General features: G+C 66.5%; 19 protein-coding genes, 1 tRNA gene, 1 other RNA gene and 2 pseudogenes. 2 read left to right on the top strand and 21 right to left on the bottom strand.

From position 1 onward, the window contains the following. The 9 genes and pseudogenes from JMF82_RS14530 to JMF82_RS14490 form a co-directional block, all read right to left on the bottom strand. Window positions 1-224: pseudogene (locus JMF82_RS14530) on the bottom strand (N-acetyltransferase); the annotation flags it as partial. A 6-nt stretch (window positions 225-230) separates the two neighbouring features. Next, window positions 231-824, bottom strand: a complete 594-nt coding sequence (recR, locus tag JMF82_RS14525) for a recombination mediator RecR (RefSeq protein WP_201315274.1) — start codon at window positions 822-824, stop codon at window positions 231-233. Between the two features lie 142 nt (window positions 825-966). Then, complete coding sequence (locus JMF82_RS14520; RefSeq protein WP_201315273.1) at window positions 967-1,290, bottom strand: YbaB/EbfC family nucleoid-associated protein; 324 nt, start codon at window positions 1,288-1,290, stop codon at window positions 967-969. 21 nt (window positions 1,291-1,311) lie between these two features. After that, window positions 1,312-2,976 (bottom strand): DNA polymerase III subunit gamma/tau, encoded by a 1,665-nt coding sequence (gene dnaX / locus JMF82_RS14515; RefSeq protein WP_201315272.1) that lies wholly within the window; start codon window positions 2,974-2,976, stop codon window positions 1,312-1,314. Window positions 2,977-3,076: 100 nt separating this feature from the next. Next, an RNA gene (ffs, locus tag JMF82_RS14510) (signal recognition particle sRNA small type) lies at window positions 3,077-3,173 on the bottom strand. A 78-nt stretch (window positions 3,174-3,251) separates the two neighbouring features. After that, a tRNA-Ser gene (locus JMF82_RS14505) sits at window positions 3,252-3,344 on the bottom strand. Window positions 3,345-3,648: 304 nt separating this feature from the next. Beyond that, window positions 3,649-4,158: a DinB family protein gene (locus tag JMF82_RS14500; RefSeq protein ID WP_201315271.1), complete on the bottom strand. Its 510-nt coding sequence runs from the start codon at window positions 4,156-4,158 to the stop codon at window positions 3,649-3,651. A gap of 22 nt (window positions 4,159-4,180) precedes the next feature. Continuing rightward, window positions 4,181-4,939, bottom strand: coding sequence for an MBL fold metallo-hydrolase (locus JMF82_RS14495; protein WP_201315270.1), 759 nt, complete (start codon window positions 4,937-4,939; stop codon window positions 4,181-4,183). Between the two features lie 232 nt (window positions 4,940-5,171). Continuing rightward, a complete protein-coding gene (locus JMF82_RS14490) occupies window positions 5,172-5,903 on the bottom strand; it encodes a 3-deoxy-D-manno-octulosonic acid kinase (protein ID WP_201315269.1) in 732 nt (243 codons plus the stop codon). A gap of 50 nt (window positions 5,904-5,953) precedes the next feature. On the opposite strand from JMF82_RS14490, the gene JMF82_RS14485 reads away from it, so the two are divergent. Continuing rightward, window positions 5,954-6,997 (top strand): glycosyltransferase family 9 protein, encoded by a 1,044-nt coding sequence (locus JMF82_RS14485; RefSeq protein ID WP_201315268.1) that lies wholly within the window; start codon window positions 5,954-5,956, stop codon window positions 6,995-6,997. Between the two features lie 108 nt (window positions 6,998-7,105). Here the strand turns inward: JMF82_RS14485 and JMF82_RS14480 are convergent, their stop codons facing one another. Next, complete coding sequence (locus tag JMF82_RS14480) at window positions 7,106-7,504, bottom strand: DUF6165 family protein (protein ID WP_201315267.1); 399 nt, start codon at window positions 7,502-7,504, stop codon at window positions 7,106-7,108. A 147-nt stretch (window positions 7,505-7,651) separates the two neighbouring features. Between JMF82_RS14480 and JMF82_RS14475 the strand changes: the two genes are divergently transcribed. Further along, window positions 7,652-8,125, top strand: coding sequence for a glycine zipper 2TM domain-containing protein (locus JMF82_RS14475; protein ID WP_236585486.1), 474 nt, complete (start codon window positions 7,652-7,654; stop codon window positions 8,123-8,125). Window positions 8,126-8,191: 66 nt separating this feature from the next. Here JMF82_RS14475 and lpxK read toward each other — a convergent pair whose 3' ends face one another. The 11 genes and pseudogenes from lpxK to JMF82_RS14425 all read right to left on the bottom strand — a co-directional run bounded on the left by lpxK (window position 8,192) and on the right by JMF82_RS14425 (window position 18,541). Further along, window positions 8,192-9,175, bottom strand: coding sequence for a tetraacyldisaccharide 4'-kinase (gene lpxK, locus JMF82_RS14470; RefSeq protein WP_201315276.1), 984 nt, complete (start codon window positions 9,173-9,175; stop codon window positions 8,192-8,194). 10 nt (window positions 9,176-9,185) lie between these two features. Continuing rightward, complete coding sequence (gene msbA, locus JMF82_RS14465) at window positions 9,186-10,958, bottom strand: lipid A export permease/ATP-binding protein MsbA (protein WP_201315266.1); 1,773 nt, start codon at window positions 10,956-10,958, stop codon at window positions 9,186-9,188. Next, window positions 10,955-11,386, bottom strand: coding sequence for a biopolymer transporter ExbD (locus JMF82_RS14460; RefSeq protein WP_201315265.1), 432 nt, complete (start codon window positions 11,384-11,386; stop codon window positions 10,955-10,957). The genes msbA and JMF82_RS14460 overlap by 4 nt, the downstream gene beginning before the upstream one ends. Window positions 11,387-11,389: 3 nt before the next feature. Then, window positions 11,390-12,028 carry a MotA/TolQ/ExbB proton channel family protein gene (locus tag JMF82_RS14455; protein WP_201315264.1) on the bottom strand — a complete coding sequence of 213 codons (639 nt, stop codon included), beginning with the start codon at window positions 12,026-12,028 and terminating at the stop codon, window positions 11,390-11,392. A 124-nt stretch (window positions 12,029-12,152) separates the two neighbouring features. Further along, window positions 12,153-12,998, bottom strand: coding sequence for a ComEC/Rec2 family competence protein (locus JMF82_RS22215; protein WP_307837981.1), 846 nt, complete (start codon window positions 12,996-12,998; stop codon window positions 12,153-12,155). A gap of 92 nt (window positions 12,999-13,090) precedes the next feature. After that, window positions 13,091-14,320, bottom strand: a pseudogene (locus JMF82_RS22210) (ComEC/Rec2 family competence protein); the annotation flags it as partial. 236 nt (window positions 14,321-14,556) lie between these two features. Then, on the bottom strand, window positions 14,557-15,249 hold the full coding sequence (gene lolD / locus JMF82_RS14445) for a lipoprotein-releasing ABC transporter ATP-binding protein LolD (protein WP_201315263.1): 693 nt from the start codon (window positions 15,247-15,249) through the stop codon (window positions 14,557-14,559). A gap of 4 nt (window positions 15,250-15,253) precedes the next feature. Beyond that, window positions 15,254-16,501 carry a lipoprotein-releasing ABC transporter permease subunit gene (locus JMF82_RS14440; protein ID WP_201315262.1) on the bottom strand — a complete coding sequence of 416 codons (1,248 nt, stop codon included), beginning with the start codon at window positions 16,499-16,501 and terminating at the stop codon, window positions 15,254-15,256. Between the two features lie 271 nt (window positions 16,502-16,772). After that, window positions 16,773-17,225: a protein YgfX gene (locus JMF82_RS14435; protein ID WP_201315261.1), complete on the bottom strand. Its 453-nt coding sequence runs from the start codon at window positions 17,223-17,225 to the stop codon at window positions 16,773-16,775. Continuing rightward, window positions 17,197-17,445 carry a succinate dehydrogenase assembly factor 2 gene (locus JMF82_RS14430; protein ID WP_201315260.1) on the bottom strand — a complete coding sequence of 83 codons (249 nt, stop codon included), beginning with the start codon at window positions 17,443-17,445 and terminating at the stop codon, window positions 17,197-17,199. Before JMF82_RS14430 ends, JMF82_RS14435 begins: the two co-directional genes overlap by 29 nt. Before the next feature lie 316 nt (window positions 17,446-17,761). Beyond that, on the bottom strand, window positions 17,762-18,541 hold the full coding sequence (locus JMF82_RS14425; RefSeq protein WP_038616781.1) for a succinate dehydrogenase iron-sulfur subunit: 780 nt from the start codon (window positions 18,539-18,541) through the stop codon (window positions 17,762-17,764). Between the last annotated feature and the right edge of the window lie 17 nt (window positions 18,542-18,558).

Genomic DNA, 18,558 nt, shown 5'->3' with positions numbered 1-18,558 from the left:
GCCGGGGCGACCGCGATATCCACCACCCAGAGGAACAGGCCGCCGTCACCGACGACGCGCCCCATGCCGATCAGTTCGCCGCCGTCGCGCACGCACACGGAGCACCAGCTTCCCGGCAGGCCGATCGCGGCCCCCTCTTCGCTCATGGCGCTCAAGCCCGCCGCCACGCGCAATGCGCGGTATTCGTCGCTGCCAGGGATCTCACGGGAGAGCTGCGGCGCCATGGATGTTCAGTCCAGCGCCTGCCGGCTGCCGAAGGCATGGGCCAACGTGCCGCGATCGACGTATTCCAGCTCGCCACCCAGCGGCACGCCATGGGCCAGGCGCGTGGGCCGCACGCCGGCGGCGCGTGCAAGCTGCGCCAGGTAATGCGCGGTCGCCTCGCCTTCCACGGTGGGGTTGGTGGCGATGATCATTTCCTCGATTTCGCCTTCGGCGAGCCGATCGGCCAGCAGGTCCAGGCCCAGCTCCTGCGGCCCCAGTCCGTCCAAAGGCGACAGCCGGCCCAGCAGCACGAAATACTGCCCGCGATAACCGGTGGCCTGCTCGATCGCGGCAAGCTCGGTCGGCGATTCCACCACGCACAGCACCTGCCGGTCGCGGCTGCTGCTGGCGCACAGCGTGCACACCGGCGTCTCGCTGAAATTGCGGCAACGCGAGCAGTTGCCGATATCGCGCATCGCCTGCCCCAACACCTGCGACAACCGCAGGCCGCGCTCGCGATCGCGCTCCAGCAGATGGAAGGCCATCCGCTGAGCGCTCTTGCCACCCACGCCCGGGAGGCAACGCAGGGCTTCGATGAGGTCGGTGAGGAGTTTGCTCATGAATCGAAGATTCGCTGTCGGAGGGCACCCGGTGCGCGATCAACCTGCAAATGGCGGCGTTGGCGCAGGCGTTCGCATGGGTTGACGGTGCCGCGCGACCAGGCGCTGCGGCCGCGCACTGGGTGCGCTCCTGCGGGCCGCGTCAGAACGGCATCTTGAAGCCGGGCGGCAGGCTCATGCCGGCCGTGACGCCACCGAGCTTGCTCTTGCTGACCTCGGCCACCTTGTTCACCGCGTCGTTGACCGCCGCGGCCACCAGGTCTTCGGCCATTTCCGGATCGTCCGCGAAGAGCTTGCGGTCGATCTGCACGCGGCGCACTTCATGTGCACCGGTCATCAGCACCGTCACCAGGCCGCCACCGGCGCTGCCGGTCACCTCGAGCTTGGCGATCTCTTCCTGCGCACGCTTCATCTCGTCCTGCATGCGCTGGGCCTGCTGCATCAGCTGACCGATCTGTCCTCTCATGGCGTTACTCCGCTATCTCTTTCAGTTTTCGTAGGGCTTGATCGACTGGGGCACCACGCGCGCGCCAAATTCGCGCTTGAGGGATTGCACCAGGGGATCCTCGTCGATGGCCTGTTCCGCAGCCGACTGGGCCGCTTCTCGGGCGTTGGCGGCGCGCGCCGCCGGGGTCTCCGTTGCGGCCGCACGCTCCTCGGTGAAGCGCAGCTTGACGCGCTCTCCCAAGGCCTGGCTGATGCGCTCCTCCATCTGGCTCACCATGGGTTCCACGGCCAGGTGCATGTGCGCCGGCTGCAGGGCGAGTATCAAGGTGGCGCCCTCACGGCCACGCAAGGCCGCGTTCTGAGCCAGCTGCCCCAATGGGCCACGCAAATTCGCCTGTTCGATGAGGCTGTCCCAGTGCGGCAGGCCGCTGGCGTCACGTGCTACCGGCTCACGTGGCGCCACCGGTGCGGCGGTCGGCGGCGCAGCACGCGGGGCTTCCGCCACGCTGGCCACATGCATCCGTTCGTTCGCCACGGGCGCCGTGCCGCGAGGAGGCATCGGCGCTGGCGCGCGTTGCGCACCAACGGCCGCCGGCCGCTCGACCGGCGCACCGCCGTCATCGGCGGGTCGGAACGCGAGCATGCGCAACAGCGCCATCTCGAAACCGGTGCGCGCATCGGGCGCCAGCGACAGATCGCGACGGCCGGTGGTGGCGATCTGATAGTAGAGCTGCACATCCTCGGGCGCGAACTGCTGGGCCAGCGAAGCGAGCGCGCTGTCTTCGCCTTCGCTATCGGGGCGATAACCCGGCACCAGCTGGATCAGCTGGATGCGATGCAGCACGCTGGCGAGGTCGTCCAGCACGCCGCCGAAATCCGGCGAGAACGAGGCAATGCGCGTGCATTCGGCCATCAGCGTCTCGCCGTTGCCTTCCGCCAGCGCCTGCAGCACGCCCATCACCTGGCCACGCGCCACGCTGCCGAGCATCGCGCGCACGTCATCCGCGCGCAGCGAGCCGCCGCCGTAGGCGATGGCCTGGTCCAGCAGTGACAGGCCGTCGCGCAGCGAGCCGTCGGCGCCACGCGCCAGCTCGGCGATCGCCGCGTCCTCGTAGGCAATGTTTTCCGCGCCCAGGATGTGGCGCATCTGGCCAGAGATCTGCTCGGGCAGCAGGCGCTTGAGGTTGAACTTCAGGCAGCGCGACAGCACCGTCACCGGCAGTTTCTGCGGGTCGGTGGTGGCGAGCAGGAACTTCACGTGCGGCGGCGGTTCTTCCAGCGTCTTCAGCAGCGCGTTGAACGCCGGCTTGGAAAGCATGTGCACCTCGTCGACGAGGTACACCTTGAAGCGGCCGCGGGCAGGTGCGTACTGCGCGTTCTCGATCACCTCGCGCACGTCGTCGACGCCGGTGTTGCTGGCCGCGTCGATCTCGAGCAGGTCCACGAACCGGCCGGCATCGACCGCCGTGCAGACCGCGCACTCGCCGCAGGGATCGGCCGATTCGCCGCGCTCGCAGTTCAGCGATTTGGCGAAGATGCGCGCGATGGTGGTCTTGCCCACGCCGCGCGTGCCGGTGAAGAGGTAGGCGTGGTGCATGCGCCCGGTATCGAGCGCATTGGTAAGCGCGCGCACGACGTGTTCCTGCCCGACCAGTTCAGCGAACTTGCGGGGGCGCCATTTGCGTGCGAGGACCTGATAGGACATTCGAGGCCTGATCTTGGGGCAAGAACCGATTGTGCCAAGTCACTGCCGGCAAGTCAGTAAGAACCGCCGCAGGTTCGGACCGGCGCCGAAAAGGCGGCGGCCCTGCCAGCCACACCCCGGCACCCGAATCATTCGCTACCGTTGCTCCCTTCCGGGCCTGGCGGAGTTTACGAACTATCGTCGCGGGGGGACCGACAGGGCCACCATAGACGGGGAAAAGACTATCGCCTAGACCCGATGTTCGCGCCGATACTGGATCGTCGCGTCGTTCAAACTGGCGGAGAGGGCGGGATTCGAACCCGCGATACGGGGATAAGCCGTATACACACTTTCCAGGCGTGCTCCTTCAACCACTCGGACACCTCTCCGCACGCAAAACTTGTACTGCATCCATCCGCGCCGGGCGGGATGGTTCGGCCCGTCCTGGGCCTCACCCCTCGCTTACGCTCGGGGCCAGCCTGCGGCTGTCCAAATTCGTTCCAGACGAATTTGTCGAACCCGCGATACGGGGATAAGCCGTATACACACTTTCCAGGCGTGCTCCTTCAACCACTCGGACACACCTCTCCGCGCGCAAAACCTTCTTGCTGCCTTGCCGGATGGAACCTGCCCGGCAAAGAAGCGGAAGGATAGCGGCATGGGGCCGCCCGCACAAGATAGTGCCGCGGGGTCTCAGCCCGCTTCCTGCGGCGCGTCGCGCAGGAATACCGGCAGGTCGGTGGCCGGCGGCCTGGCGGGTACCTGGTAGAACATGTCGGCCACGAAACCGCGGTGATAGGTGGCGTGGTTGACCACGTGCAGCAGGATGTCCTCACGGCTCATGCGCCCTTCCCCGCCGCCGATGAACTGAAAGCCGACGATCTCCGCGGCCCGTTCGGGCGTCAGGCCAGCCGCATAGTCCAGATACCAGTCGTTCATCGCCTGCTGGCGTCGCCACAACTCGTCGAACGGCAGCGGCTCGGGCGTATTGCGACTGGTGTAGCCGTGCGCGCGCCCCTGCAGATGTGCCTGGAAGATGTCGTCGACCACCCAGGTGTGGCTGAGCGTGCGCAGCATGTTGCCGAAGATGGTGGCGCGTGGCGCGGCGGCAGCGCCTTCCGGCAAGGCGGCCACGGCGTCATAGATCAGCCGATCCGCCCAGGCCCGGTAACGAAGCAACTTCTGCAGCTGGCTGGACGACATGCTCGCCTCCGGAATGTATGGATCAGCCGGCATCGGGGCGCAATGACGCCGGTGCAGGCAATGCAATGCGTTCGCCCGCGCGCGCGATGGCATAACCGCGCGACTGCAGCGCGGCGCCATCCGCCTCGCTGCCGTAGTGGTAGAGGCGCAGGCGCTGGCGCAGCGGCTCGGGATACTCGCGTTCGATGTCGTCGATACCGGTATGCGAGGGGTTGCCGACCAGCCCACAATCGTGGGCGATCAGCTCGCTGCCGGCAGCCACGCGCGCCAACGCCTCGGGAATCGGGCGCGTGTCGCCGGTGTAGGCGAAGCTGCCGGCGAGTGCCACGCCGTACGAGGTGCCCGCCATGTGATGCCGGGTGCCGAACACGTCGAACCACAGGCCATCCAGCCAGAAGCCGCGTGTGCACGGCACCAGGTGGAAGGCCTCCCAGAAATTCACGCCGCCCTCGGCCAACACGCTCGGGTAGTCGGCCACCCGCCCCTGCAGCCAGGTCATCAGGCCTGCATGGACGAACACGCGCGTGCGACCACGCCACCGCTCGTCGAACCACAGGCGGAAGAACAGCCGCTCCATGCCACCGACATGGTCCATGTGGGTGTGCGTGATGTACAACGCGCGTGGCGGCTCGCCATAGGCGGCGACATAGCGATCCAGCGTATCGGGGCCGCAGTCGATCAGCAGCACGGGGGCACCGTCGCGCTCGAGCACCACGGCCGACGAGCCCAGTTCCACCGCATGCGCGGCGCCGACGCCAAGAAAATGCAGAGTCCAGTTCATGCGCAGAGAGCCTGATGGTGGTCTCCTTGCAGCCCGCGCCGCGACCGGTTTGCGCGCTGGGCAAGGAAGAGCGAAGGAGTGCATGTCAATGCACGACTGGGCGATGACGCCGGCCTGGGCGCAAACCGACGCGGCCGGAAGGGTCGCCGTTGCGTGGCCGCCGGGCGGCAATGCGCGACTTGACCCGACAGGCAACCGCTCAACGACAAGCTGCACGGCGAGAAGGCCATCGTCAGGCTCTCACCGTCCGCTCGTAACGATAGACCAGGGGCTTCCAAAGCTGTTCCTCGAACACGGCCTCGCCTTGCGCCGCCGCTCCCAGCTTCACCAGCGAGCGGCGCAGGCGCTGGAGATTGGCCTGCTGCCAGCTCTCCGCCGGCTCGCGCAGGCGACCGCGATCAAAATCGATCAGGTACAACTGTTCGGGAGCCACCAGCACGTTGTGCGCGTTGAGGTCGGCGTGCCAGATGCCGGCGCGATGGTACCGGGCGACCAGCGCGCCCACCAGTTCGGCCATCTCGCCGTCCATCATTCCGGAGGCGAGGCATTCGGCCAGGGTCCGGACATTCGCGATGCGACGGGTGATCAGGTCGGCGGTGTAGAACCATCCTTCGCGGCGGTAACGGCAGGCCACCGCCTGCGGTCCCGGCAGACCAAGTTCGGCCACCCGCCCAAGCAGGCGAAACTCGGCGAAGCAGCGGGTGTGATCGGCGCCTTTCCATAGATAGCGATCGCCCATCAGCTTCGCGACCATGCCTCCGCGCCGGTAATGCCGCAGCACGCATTCACCCGCAGGCGTATCGATGATGGCCACGCCGCCCCGGCCCCCCTGCTGCTGGCGCAACGCACCGCGCGCCCGCCATGCCTCGGGGTCGAACCAGTCGGCGTCGACTTGTGGCGACACCGTGGCGTCGAACAGAATCGCTCCGGCGGCGTCTTCGCGGATTCGTTCCTGCATCGCCATACCTGTGCTTCCGACGCCGCTCCAAGCCCTATTCCAGCGATTCTAGCCTAATGACTGCTCCTGCCTCGATCTGCCTGCTGCGCACCTCCGCCATCGGCGACGTCACCCATGTCGTGCCCTTGGTGCGCACGCTGCAGGCCGCCTGGCCCCAGCTCGAACTCACCTGGATCGTCGGCAAGCTCGAGCGGCGCCTGGTCGGCGACCTGGCCGGCGTGAACTTCGTGACGTTCGACAAGGGCGCCGGCTTCGCCGGCATGCGCGCGGTCGGCAAGGCGCTGGAAGGCAAGCGCTTCGATGCGTTGCTGCACATGCAGGTGGCGCTGCGCTCGAACCTGCTCAGCCTGTTCGTGAAGGCGAACCGGCGCATCGGTTACGACAAGGCGCGCTCCAAGGACGGCCATGGTCTGGTGATTGGCGAGCGTGTCCCCGCCCGTACCGGTGAACACGTGCTCGACGCCATGGGCAGCTTCTGCGAGCCGCTGGGACTGAAACAGACCCAGGTGCGCTGGGATATTCCCATTCCCGACGCGGACCATGCCTGGGCCGCGGAGCAGTTGCCGGGCGATGCCCCGACCTTGCTGGTGAGCCCGACCTCCAGCCACGCGCTGCGCAACTGGCGCCCCGAACGCTATGCCGCCGTGATGGACCATGCGAGTGCCCGTGGCTGGCGCGTGGTGCTGGTGGGCGGCCCCTCGGTGCTGGAACGCAGCATGGCCGACACCGTGCTTGCGGCATGCAAGCGTGCGCCGCTGGACCTCACCGGCAAGGACACGCTCAAGAAGATGATGGCCATGCTGACGCGCGCCCCCATGCTGCTGACGCCGGATTCCGGCCCGATGCACATGGGCAACGCCGTGGGCTGCAAGGTGCTGGGCCTGCATGCCGCGAGCAATCCGGATCGATCCGGGCCTTATTCCGATCGCCGCTGGTGCGTGAACAAATACGACGAAGCCTCGCGGAAATATCTCGACAAGCCCGCCAGCGAGATTCCCTGGGGCAGCAAGATCGAGAAACCCGGGGTGATGGACCTCATCGGCGTGGATGAGGTGATCGAGCGCTTCGAGGCGTGTGCCGAACACCTCCAGCTCTCCTGAAAGCCGCGCCACTTGCAGGAGCCCACCCTGTGGGCGACTGCGGTGCTGCGTCGTCGCCGCTTCGTAGGCTTGTCGCGCACAGGGTGCGCTCCTACGACGAGCAAGGGATCAGGGGGTGCGGTAATCCTGGTAGGACTTTTCCTCGACCAGCTGCGAACCCAGCTTGAGGTTGATCTCGCGCTTCACCGCCGCGCGCTCGTCGTTCTGGAAGTAGACCGAGCGGGCGAGTTCGATGAACTCGCTGTCGAAGGCCTGGGCCTTCTCCTTCAGGCGGATGCGGTCCTCGATGTCCCATAGCGCCTCGTTCACCGCGAGCAGGCGGGCGCGCTCGCCGCTGATGTCGGTGCGCGAAGCCGGATGCGCCGCCCAGGTGGTGTTGAGCAGATCGAGCTCGGTGCGCACATTGGCCAGCTTCGCGGCGTCGGAAATCTGCTTGGACTTGATCTCCAGGATGGTGATCTTGTCGATCAGCTCGCCGTAGGAAACCGGAACTTGGATAAGGCTCATGGGGGAACTCCGCGGGTGACGATGGACGCCTGTTGTCCCGGTCACGGCACGAGGACGTCGAAGCCCACATGATAGCGGGGTCTTGTCCGCCGGTTCAGTCTGTCTGGTTAGACTGATGCCGCAACCGACCCCAAGGAGAGAGTGTCCATGCTTAACCCCCGTATTCTCGTGCTGTCGCTGGCCGTCCTGATTGCAGCAGGCCCGATGGCCGCGACCGCCCAGTCCACGCGCAGCAACGGCAGCGTGCTGGTCCGCAACGACGGCATCTACCTGCGCTGCGACCAGTGCGGCACCGTGGAAGCGATCGACCAGAACATCACCCAAGGCAATGACCACAGCATGGCCGGCACCATCATCGGCGGCATCGCCGGCGGCGTGCTGGGCAACCAGGTCGGCGGCGGCAAGGGCAGGACGCTTGCCACGGTGGCCGGCGCCGTGGGCGGCGGCTACGCGGGCAACCGCATCGGCGCCAACAGCGGCCGCGGCAGCCAGAGCTTCTCGCTGCGCATCAAGATGGGCAATGGCGCCTACAGCAATGTCACCGTGCCGGACGCCAGCGCCATTCGCGTGGGCGACCTGGTGCAGATCGATCCGAGCGGCAATATCGTGCGCATCCAGTAAGCGCCATGGCCGCCCCGGAAAAAGCCGGCCCGCGTGGCCGGCTTTTTCTTGCGCACTGCCCCATGCTCAAGGCCCGGCGAACCGCCGCAGCCGTTCGTCGAACTCATCGAAAAAGGCCTGGGGAAGCACGGCGCGTACGGGTACGGCCCACCAGTGCGCCTGGGCGAACGAGAGACACTTCACGGCATCCTTCTCCGTCATCAGCACCGCCCTGTCGTCATTGAACGCGAGCTCGCCCCGCGTAAACGCATGATGATCGGGAAACGCGTGCTCGATGACTTCCACGCCCTGCGCCCGCAGGCTGGCGAAGAAACGCTGCGGGTGGCCAATGGCCGCCACCGCATGTACCTCTTGCCCCGCGAAATCGGCCAGCGACTTCTGCTGCCCGTCCACCAGCGCCCTTGCCTGGCCGCCTTGCAGCTGCATGGGGATGTCGCCCGGAGCGACCGCGCCGCCGTTGCAGATGCGAAAATCCACCCGCTGCAGGCGTGACAACGGCTCGCGCAGCGGGCCTGCCGGCAGCAGGCGGCCGTTGCCGAAGCGGCGCACGCCGTCGATCACGCAGATCTCGATATCGCGCGCCAGCGCATAGTGCTGCAGGCCGTCATCGGCAATGACCACATCGCAGCCGGCCTCGATCAGCAGCTTCGCCGCGGCAGGCCGCTCGCGCCCCACGGCCACGGCGACACCACTGGCGCGGATCAGGCAGGGTTCGTCGCCCACGATGGCAGGGTCCGGCGACTCGCCCAGCAAGGTGGGTTCCCGCTGCGATCCGCCATAGCCACGGCTCACGACGCCGGGTCGGTAGCCACGACGACGCAGCGAATCGGCGATCGCGATGGTCACGGGCGTTTTGCCGGTGCCTCCCGCGGTGAGGTTGCCGATGACCACGACGGGAACCGGCAGGCGCACGCGGCGCAACAGTCCCATGCGGTAGAGCACGCGGCGCAGCCCGGTCAGCGCGCCGTAAAGCAGCGCCAGTGGCGCCGTCCACCACGGGGTACGGCCCACGCCGTACCAGGCCGATTCGAGGCGCTCGGCCAGTGTCACCTTGTGGCCTTCAGTCGGCCGGGGCATCGTGGAATTGCATCCGGTGCAGGGCGGCGTAATGGCCGCCCCGCGCAAGCAGTTCGGCGTGCGTGCCACGCTCGACGATGCGCCCCTGGTCCATCACGGCGATCTGGTCGGCATGCTCGATGGTGGAAAGGCGGTGCGCGATCACCAGCGTCGTACGATCCCTCATCAGGTGCTGAAGACCCTGCTGGATCAATCGCTCGGATTCGGTATCGAGCGCGCTGGTGGCTTCGTCCAGCACCAGGATCGGGGCGTTCTTCAACATCGCGCGGGCAATGGCGAGGCGCTGGCGTTGGCCGCCCGAGAGCAGGTTGCCGCCCTGCCCGATCGGCGTATGGATGCCCTGTGGCAGCCGCCGGATGAATTCCAATGCGTTGGCGGCTTCCGCCGCCGCGAGGATCTCCGGCTCGCTGGCGCCGGCCAATTCGCCATAGGCGATGTTTTCCGCCACCGTGCCGTCGAACAACACCACGTTCTGGCCGACCCAGGCGATCTGGCGGCGCAACGAGGCCAGGGTGAACGACTCGTAGTTCTCGCCGTCCACCAGGATGCGCCCGCTCGTGGGGGCGTTGAAGCGCGGCAGCAGGCTGACCAGGCTGCTCTTGCCGCTGCCCGAGCGCCCCACCAGCGCCGTCACCGTGCCGGGCGCGCAATGCAGGTCGACGCCACGCAACGCCTGGAAATCACCGCGCGGATAGACCAGCCCCACGTCCTCGAAGCGGATGTCGCCGCGGGTGCGCTCCAGCACCTTCGTGCCGGCGTCGACCTCGGGCGCCATATCGATGATCTCGAACAGGTTCTCGGCCGCCGAGATGCCGCTCTGGATATTCGACTGGATATTCGCCAGGCGCTTGAGCGACGGCAGCATGCCGCCCATCGCCGTGAGCACCGCGATGAACACACCCGCGGACATCTGCTCGATCTGGCCCGGCCGCGTCGCCAGGAACACCATCGCCGCGAGCGCCAGCGCCGCCACCGTCTGGACGGCCGTGCTGGATTGGGCGTTGGTCGAGGCGACCTTGAGGTTGAGGCGACGCGTGTGGGTGGTCACTTCGTCGAAACGGTTCGCCGCGTGCTGCTGGCCGCCGTAGATGCGGATCTCGCGGTTCGCCTCGACCGATTCCTCCACCGTGCCGGTCACCGAACCCATCATGCCCTGGATGCGCCGGCTGATGCTGCGGTAGCGACGGCTCACGATGGTGGCGATCAGCATGATCAGCGGCACCATGATGAACAATGCGAGCGTCAGGTAGGCACTGGTGCTCAGCATCACGTACAGCATGCCGATCACCGTCATGCCTTCGGTCACCACCACCTTCACCGCGTCGGTCGAGGCCGAGGCCACCTGTTCGCTGGTGTAGGTGATGCGCGACACCTGGTGGCCCGAATGCTCCTGCCCGAAGAAGCTCGCCGGCAGTCGCAGGTACGAGGCGAACACGTCGCGCTGCAGGCACTGCACCACGTTGCGGCCGATATAGGCCACGCCGTAGCTGCTGGCGAAGGTGCCGATGCCGCGCACGAGGAAAATCAGGATGATCCAGATCGGCATCCAGAAGATCAGCACCGGATCCTTCTCGGCGAACAGCTTGTCGATCATCGGCACCAGCAGCTTGGTGAACACCGCCAGGCCGCCGCCGTCGATCGCCATGCCGATGAGGGCAATGACGCCCACCACCCAGAATCGCCGGGTGTAGCCCAGCAGCCGCTTGTAGACTTCCCGCGTATGAGCGTCCCAGATCGCGACTTTGCGGTCGCTCATGGACGCTTGTCCGCCTCGCTCGGCGTGGTCGCGATGGACAGCTTGGTGAAGCCGAGCTGGCCCAGCGCATCCATGGCCGTCACCACGTTCTGGTGCGGCGTCATCGCGTCGGCACGGATGGTGACCTGGCGTTCGCGATCATCCCCCGCCACATTGGCGATGGCCTGCTTGAGCGGCTCGATGCCCTCGCCCAGCACTTCGTCGCTGCCGACGAAGAAATGGCCGTCGCGATCCACCACCACGGTGAGCGCGGGCGCCTGCATGTCGCGTTCCTCGGCGCTGGCCTTGGGCAGCGTCACCTGCATCCGCGAGTGCTGGATGAAGGTGGTGGTGAGCACGAAGAACATCAGCAGGGTAAGCAGCACGTCGATCAGCGAGATCACGTTGATCTCGAAATCATCCTGCCGGCGGTCGTTGCCGATACGCATGCGTCAGCTCGCGCTCGACTCGGTGGCGCGAGGGGTGCGCGAACGAGGGGCCGGCTGGTTGACGGTCAGTTCGTCGAGCAGCTGGGTGGCCTGCTTTTCCATCTCGACGCAATAACCCGCGACCTTGGAACGGAAGTAGCGATGCAGCACATAGGCCGGAATGGCCACGATCAGGCCGGTGGCGGTGCAGATCAGCGCCTCGCCGATGCCGCCGGCCATCTTCATGGGGTCGCCCACGCCGCCGCGCATCACTTCCATGAACATGCGGATCAGGCCGATCACGGTGCCGAGCAGGCCGAGCAGCGGGCCGATCAGCGCGATGGTGCCGAGCGTATTGAGGTAGCGCTCCATGCGGTGCACCACGTGGCGGCCGGTGTCCTCGATGCGCTCCTTGATCAGCTCGCGCGGACGGTTGCGCACGGCCAGCGCGGAAGCCAGCAACTCTCCCAGCGGCGAACCGCTGGCCAGGGTATTGAGATGGTTGGGATCGAGCTGGCCCGAACGCGCCCAGTCGCGCACTTCATCGCCCAGTCCAGGCGGCAGCACCGAACGACGGCGCAAGGTCCAGCAACGCTCCAGCACGATCGCCAACGCGACCGCCGAACAGATCAGGATGGGCAGCATCGCCCAGCCACCAGCCATCAGGATTTCCAGCACAACGACTCCGGACCACTCGATCGTTTAGGAGGGGGGCATCATAACAGTCTAGCCTCGCCGTTCCGCGGCGCCGGTGGCAGTTGCGCCATGCACCGGCCCAGTCTCAGCCTCATTCGCGCCAGTAGCGAGTCTGGCGTTGCCGCCAGCGGGCGGCCACATGGGGCGGTGCGTCCGGCGGAAACACCACCTCGATCGCGCCACTGGTCGCCGTGTTCAGCCAAGGGATGTCGGCATCCTCGTAGCGCTTGACCACAAGGGGATGCGGGTGACGAAAGCGATTGCGCCACCCGGAGGAAATCAGGGCCAGCATCGGCTTCGTGCCAGCCAGGAGCGCGCTGCTCGACGAGGTGCGGCTGCCGTGATGCGGCACCGAGAGCACCATGGGCGGCCCGGGCGGTATGGCCGCGACCACGGTGGGCTCGATGCGGGAGGTGATGTCGGCCGTGAGCAGCGCACGCCCGCCACTCCCTTCGACCAGCAACACACAGGAACGATCGTTGGCCTGCCCACCAGGCCCACCCGATGGCAGCACGCTCACCACGACCCCGTCCCAGGACCATGACTGGCCAGGCACGCATGGCTTCATCGGCAGGGTCAGGCGTTCGGGCTCGCCGGAGTAGCGCTCCGCCCCCGGATACTCGGCGGCGACCGACGGTATACCGCCGGAATGATCGTTGTCGGCGTGGCTGGCGACCAACAGGTCCAGCTGCCGGATACCCAGTGCATGCAGCGAAGGCAGCACCGCGACTTCGCCCATGTCGAAGTCCGAGGGAAACCGCGCACCGGCGTCGTAGACCAGCGCATGATGTTCGGTGCGCACCAGCACCGCCAGGCCCTGCCCCACGTCCAGTGTCCACAACTGGAATCCTCCCTGCGCCGGCGCGTCGCGGACCGGCAGCACCAGCGGCAGGAACAGCAGGCCGCCCGCCCAGCGCAACGGCACGCCTCTTGGCATGAAAACCCAGAGCGCACCCAGCATCGCCAGCAGCAAGGCACACAGGGGACTTCGGGCAGGTACCACAGGGCACCCGGCCACGTCGCCATCTCATCGAGCAGCCACCACTGCGCATGCGCCAGGTGTCCCGCCAGCCACAGCACGGGAGAAGCCAGCGCCGGACAGATGCCCAGCAGGACGATGCTCGCCAGCGTGCAAGGCACGATCACGAAGCTGACGAACGGCACGGCGACCAGATTGGACAAAGCGCCGACCAGCGAGGCCTGGCCGAAGAACCACATGGTCAACGGAAGCAGCGATACCGTCATCAGGAGCTGCGTGGAGGTGAGCTCCTGCACGAAACCGCGCAGCCCGTCCCCGCGATTCGCCATGCACACCATCAGGAACGCCACGCCCACGAACGACAACCAGAAGCCCGCCGCCAATACGCTGAGCGGATCGAACAGCAGCACCACGAACAAGGCCAGCGCCAGCGACTGCAATCCGTTGGGCGCGCGACGCAATCCCCGGGCCAGCGCAACCACCGCGATCATGAGCAAGGTACGCACCGTGGGCAGCCCGAAGCCGGCCAGCGCGCTGTAGGCGCCCGCCACCAGCAAGGCCGACGCGGCTTGCACCGGCAAGCGGGGCATCCGCAAGGCAAGCGTGGGCCAAAGCACGTAGAGCAGCCGCGCCAGCCACACCCCGAACACCGCCGCCACGCCGACATGGAATCCCGAGATCGACAGCAGGTGGGGGATGCCGTTGGCGCGCGCCACGGCCCAGTCGCGCGTCGTCAGCCCGCGGACATCGCCGACGGCGAACGCCTGCAGCAGCGCCGCGTCGCGCGTGTTTTCCACACGCGCAGCGATGGCACCACTGATCGCGGCACGAACACCATCGATACAGCGCCCAACCTGGAGGAGGCGATTGCCCGGATCGTCGCGGACGTACCCCGTCGCCACGATGCCGCGTTCCAGCGCGCTGCGCTCGCTGTCGGCGCCGCCCGGATTCATCAGGCCGCGCGGCCGCTTGAGCCGGACGACGAGTTCCCAGCGGCTGCACGGCGATAGGGACGGCGCATCGTCGTACCAGTTCACGCGCACGCGTCCATGCAGCGGCAGGCTCCGCTCGCCCAACGCCGCCGTCTCGATCGACAACAGGAAGCCGGTAGCGTCCTCGCGCGCCGATGGAAGGTCGACGACGCGACCCACGACGCGCACATCCATGCCTTCCAGCTCACGGGGCAGGCGTGCGTCCATCGCCACGCCACCGCGCCAGCAGGCCCACGCCACGCCGAAGAGGCACCACGCCAGCCACCGCCCGCGCGGCACGACCCGCATGATCAACAGGGAACCCGCAGCCAGGGCCGCGCAGGACCAGCGCGGTGGCAATATCGGCAGCCACTGCACCAGCAATACGCCGATCAACAGCATGACCCCTGGCGCGACCGCTCCGTCCTTGCGCACACGCATCCCCTTCCAAAGGAAGGAGTCAGCTTAGTGCGCGCGAGCCTGGGCGACGTCGGAAAACCATGTAGGCGTCCGCTCCTTTCAGCGGTGCCGACGCCACGGGATGATCAGGCGTAGATCTTGTCCAGCAACATGCCGTTGTGCAGCTCCAGCGTGCGATCCATGCGCCGGGCAAGGCGACTGTCGTGCGTCACGAGGATGAAGCTGGTGCCGATCTCTCGGTTAAGCTCCAGCATCAGGTCGTAGACCTGCGCCGCGTTGCCTTCATCGAGGTTGCCGGTGGGCTCGTCGCCAAGCACCACCGCCGGACGCGTCACCAGTGCGCGCGCCACCGCGCAGCGCTGCCGTTCGCCACCGGACAATTCCGCGGGCTTGTGGCCAACACGCTTGCTCAGCCCCACGCGCCCAAGCAGCTCGCTGGCCTGGCGCTCGGCTTCCGCGATCGCCACGCCGCGGATCAGCAACGGCATGCATACGTTCTCGAGCGCCGTGAACTCGGGCAGCAGATGATGGAACTGGTAGATGAAGCCCATCGACCGATTGCGCACGCGTCCACGGTCGGCATCGGAAAGGCGCGAGAGGTTCTTGCCCTCCACTTCCACTTCGCCGCGGGTCAGCGTGTCCAGGCCGCCGATGATGTGCAGCAGCGTGCTCTTGCCCGAGCCCGAAGCACCCACGATGGCCAATGTCTCGCCGCGCTTCAGGGTAAAGCTCACGTCGGCGAGCACGTCGGTCTTCAGGTCGCCCTCTTCGTAGACCTTCGCGATGTGGCTGGCGCGCAGGACGATGTCGTTGGTCATGGCATTACTCATAGCGCAGGGCCTGCGCGGGCTGGGTGCGCGACGCGCGCCATGCGGGGTAAAGGGTAGCCAGCAGCGAGAACAGGAAGGTGATCAACGCCACCCAGCCCACGTCGCTCGCGTCGAGCTTGCTCGGCAATTCGCTGATGTAATAGACGTCCGGCGAAAGGAAGGTAACGCCGGTGACATGCTCGATCCACTTCACGATGCCAGGCAGCTTCCACGACAGCAGCGAGCCCAGCGTCACGCCGAAGCCAATGCCGACGAAACCCACCAGCACGCCCTGCACCATGAACATGCCCATGATGCTCCGCGGCGTGGAACCCAGGGTGCGCAGGATCGCGATGTCGGCCTGCTTGTCCGTCACCAGCATCATCAGCATGGAAATGAGGTTGATCACCGCGACCAGGATGATCAGCGAGAGGATGATGAACATCACCTTCTTTTCCATCGAGATGGCGGAGAAGAAGTTGGCATGGCTGTCCATCCAGGTCTCCACGCGATAGACCTGGCCGAGCTGGTCGGCCAGCTCGTGCGCCACGCTGCGCGCGTTGAACATGTCATCCAGGCGCAGGCGGATGCCGGTGGGACCATCGATCTGGTTGATGCGCTCGGCATCGGCCATGTTGACCAGCGCCAGCCCCGAATCGAACTCCTGCATGCCCATCTCGAACACGCCCGCCACCTTGAAACTGCGCAGGTTCGGCACGCTTCCGGTGATCGGGGACGAGTGGAACGCGGGCACCGCCATGATGACCTTGTCGCCCACGGCCACGCCCAGTGTCATGGCCAGTTCGCGGCCGAGCACGATGTTCCAGCTGCCCGGCGTGAGATCGCTCAACTGGCCTTCGACCATGTGCTGGCCGATGTCGGACACCTTGGATTCCTGGGCGGGCTCGATGCCACGCACCACCGCCCCGCTCGGGCGTCGCGCCTGCAGGAACGCCTCGGTTTCCACGTACGGCGCCGCGCCCTTCACGTGCTTGTTGGCTTCGGCAATCTGCACCGCGCGCGGCCACTCCTGCACGCTCTGCCCCGGCATGCCGGACACGGTGGCGTGCGAGATGGCGCCGAGGATGCGCGAACGCAGCTCGTCGTCGAAGCCGTTCATCACCGACATCACCGTGATCAGCGCGGTGACGCTGATGGCGATGCACACGATCGAGACCGTGGAAATGAAGGAGATGAACTGGTTGCGACGCTTGGCGCGGGTGTAACGCAGGCCGATGAATAACTCGAGCGGTCGGAACATTAGGACGGTCGCTTGTCTAAGAGTCTGGTTTCGTATTCCAGGTACCTCGGGTTGGGCTTGTTCAAGCCCAACCCGAAGGGCCGGGTCTGTTTGTCCACAGGTCTGCGTCATCACTCAGTCGTGTACCGACGTACACTCCCTCGTTCTTCCTTGCCCTGCGGGCAAACAGACCCGGCGCGAGGCACTTGGAATATGAAACCAGACTCTGCGGGCTGGCCGCCCGAGTGGCGCTGATTATCGCCCGAGATGCGGCCAAACCGTAGGACCGCGTTCAGCCGGCAGAGTGCCCGGCGGCGTGGTGCTCGCCTTTCGAGGCCAAGACCAGGCGCATGCGGAGTCGTCGTCGAATGTCACCGTCGCTGTTGTCCGGGGCCAGCAGCAGCGAAACATGCCTCCGGCCGGGTGCAACGAGATGCAGCCACACGATACGTTCCCCCGCCATGCGAAACGCACGCAGCGACGCCGGCTGGTCCTCGCCGCCGGCCATCCGCAATGTCCAGCCACCACGCTGGGTCCAGCCAGCGGCGACGACGGAAGAACGGGAAAAACGCCTCCAGGCCCGAATGACTGCGGCCAGCAGCACCATGGCCAACGCGACTTTGGCAATCGCCGGAACGGCACTCAGCGAGAGCGCCAGCAAAGCCAGCACGGCCATCGCCACGAGGGCACGCCCCAACCAGCGCGACGGCCGGTATTCAAAGCCGATGGCGGGCGCGGATGTCATCGATGATGGCTTGCCAATCCGGGCGCGTCGCCTTGGCGTGACCCATCACCCAGTCCCAGAGGTCCGGATCCTGCACGTCAAGGAGTTCGTCGAAGGCCTGGCGCTGGGCTTCGTCGGCGCCGGCAAAACGCTCGTCCAGCCAGCCGCCGAACAGCGCGTCGAGCTCGCGGGTGCCGCGGCGGGTCCGCCAGCGCAGGCGCTTGATGCGGGCTTCATCCATTGCGAATCGCCTCCTGCTTCTTCCTCTCCCGGAGGGGAGCGGACCGTGGTGAGGGGTCCATCTTGCTTCAGTCTTGGCAAGTGGACGCTGTTACGCGAGCACCCGCCCCTCACCCTACCCTTTCCCCGGAGGGGAGAGGGGAAAGCGCGCTGATTTCGTCCATTGCGGCCCGCCTCCCGCTTTTCTTCCTCTCCCCTTTGGGGAGAGGACCGAGGTGAGGGGCCCATCTTGCCTCAGACTTGGCAAGTGGAAGCTCTCACGCGAGCATCCGCCCCTCATCCCCTCTCACCGACAGGGAGAGGGAAAAGCGCGTCAATTACGAACGGCGTTCGACGATCAGCTTCTTGATCTCCGCGATCGCCTTGGCAGGGTTCAGGCCCTTCGGGCACGTGCGTGCGCAGTTCATGATGGTGTGGCAGCGATACAGCTTGAACGGATCTTCCAGATCGTCCAGGCGGGCGCCGGTGTCCTCATCGCGGCTATCCACGATCCAGCGATAGGCCTGCAGCAGGATCGCCGGGCCGAGGTAGCGGTCGCCGTTCCACCAGTAGCTCGGGCAGCTGGTCGAGCAGCAGGCGCACAGGATGCACTCGTAGAGACCGTCGAGCTTCTTGCGGTCTTCCGGCGACTGCAGGCGCTCGCGGTCCGGCGCCGCGCTCTGCGTGCGCAGCCACGGTTTGATCGAGGCGAACTGTGCGTAGAAGTGCGTGAGATCCGGCACCAGATCCTTCACCACCGGCATGTGCGGCAGCGGATAGATCTTCACGTCGCCGGACTCGCAATCGCCGATGGCCTTGGTACAGGCCAGGGTGTTGGTGCCGTCGATGTTCATCGCGCACGAACCGCAGATGCCTTCGCGGCACGAGCGGCGCAGCGTCAGCGTCGGATCGATCTCGTTCTTGATCTTGAGAAGGGCGTCCAGAACCATCGGGCCGCACGCGGCAAGATCCACCTCGTAGGTGTCGATGCGCGGGTTCTGGCCGTCGTCCGGGCTCCAGCGATAGATGCGGAACGTACGGGGCTTCTTCGCGTCCTTCGCCGGAAAGTGCTTGCCCGGCTGGACCTTGGAATTCTTGGGTAGCGAAAACTCGGCCACGTTTGCCTCACTTAAAT

This window comes from Dyella sp. EPa41 (genome assembly GCF_016586165.1).
Lineage (GTDB): Bacteria > Pseudomonadota > Gammaproteobacteria > Xanthomonadales > Rhodanobacteraceae > Dyella.
This window is presented reverse-complemented; position numbering and strand designations above follow the sequence as displayed.

Bases quoted from the DNA above. Each gene is read 5' to 3' on its own strand.
- recR (WP_201315274.1), bottom strand. From the start codon at position 824: ATGAGCAAACTCCTCACCGACCTCATCGAAGCCCTGCGTTGCCTCCCG.
- JMF82_RS14520 (WP_201315273.1), bottom strand. From the start codon at position 1,290: ATGAGAGGACAGATCGGTCAGCTGATGCAGCAGGCCCAGCGCATGCAG.
- dnaX (WP_201315272.1), bottom strand. From the start codon at position 2,976: ATGTCCTATCAGGTCCTCGCACGCAAATGGCGCCCCCGCAAGTTCGCT.
- JMF82_RS14500 (WP_201315271.1), bottom strand. From the start codon at position 4,158: ATGTCGTCCAGCCAGCTGCAGAAGTTGCTTCGTTACCGGGCCTGGGCG.
- JMF82_RS14495 (WP_201315270.1), bottom strand. From the start codon at position 4,939: ATGAACTGGACTCTGCATTTTCTTGGCGTCGGCGCCGCGCATGCGGTG.
- JMF82_RS14490 (WP_201315269.1), bottom strand. From the start codon at position 5,903: ATGGCGATGCAGGAACGAATCCGCGAAGACGCCGCCGGAGCGATTCTG.
- JMF82_RS14485 (WP_201315268.1), top strand. From the start codon at position 5,954: ATGACTGCTCCTGCCTCGATCTGCCTGCTGCGCACCTCCGCCATCGGC.
- JMF82_RS14480 (WP_201315267.1), bottom strand. From the start codon at position 7,504: ATGAGCCTTATCCAAGTTCCGGTTTCCTACGGCGAGCTGATCGACAAG.
- JMF82_RS14475 (WP_236585486.1), top strand. From the start codon at position 7,652: ATGCTTAACCCCCGTATTCTCGTGCTGTCGCTGGCCGTCCTGATTGCA.
- msbA (WP_201315266.1), bottom strand. From the start codon at position 10,958: ATGAGCGACCGCAAAGTCGCGATCTGGGACGCTCATACGCGGGAAGTC.
- JMF82_RS14460 (WP_201315265.1), bottom strand. From the start codon at position 11,386: ATGCGTATCGGCAACGACCGCCGGCAGGATGATTTCGAGATCAACGTG.
- JMF82_RS14455 (WP_201315264.1), bottom strand. From the start codon at position 12,028: ATGGCTGGTGGCTGGGCGATGCTGCCCATCCTGATCTGTTCGGCGGTC.
- JMF82_RS22215 (WP_307837981.1), bottom strand. From the start codon at position 12,998: ATGCCAAGAGGCGTGCCGTTGCGCTGGGCGGGCGGCCTGCTGTTCCTG.
- lolD (WP_201315263.1), bottom strand. From the start codon at position 15,249: ATGACCAACGACATCGTCCTGCGCGCCAGCCACATCGCGAAGGTCTAC.
- JMF82_RS14440 (WP_201315262.1), bottom strand. From the start codon at position 16,501: ATGTTCCGACCGCTCGAGTTATTCATCGGCCTGCGTTACACCCGCGCC.
- JMF82_RS14435 (WP_201315261.1), bottom strand. From the start codon at position 17,225: ATGACATCCGCGCCCGCCATCGGCTTTGAATACCGGCCGTCGCGCTGG.
- JMF82_RS14430 (WP_201315260.1), bottom strand. From the start codon at position 17,445: ATGGATGAAGCCCGCATCAAGCGCCTGCGCTGGCGGACCCGCCGCGGC.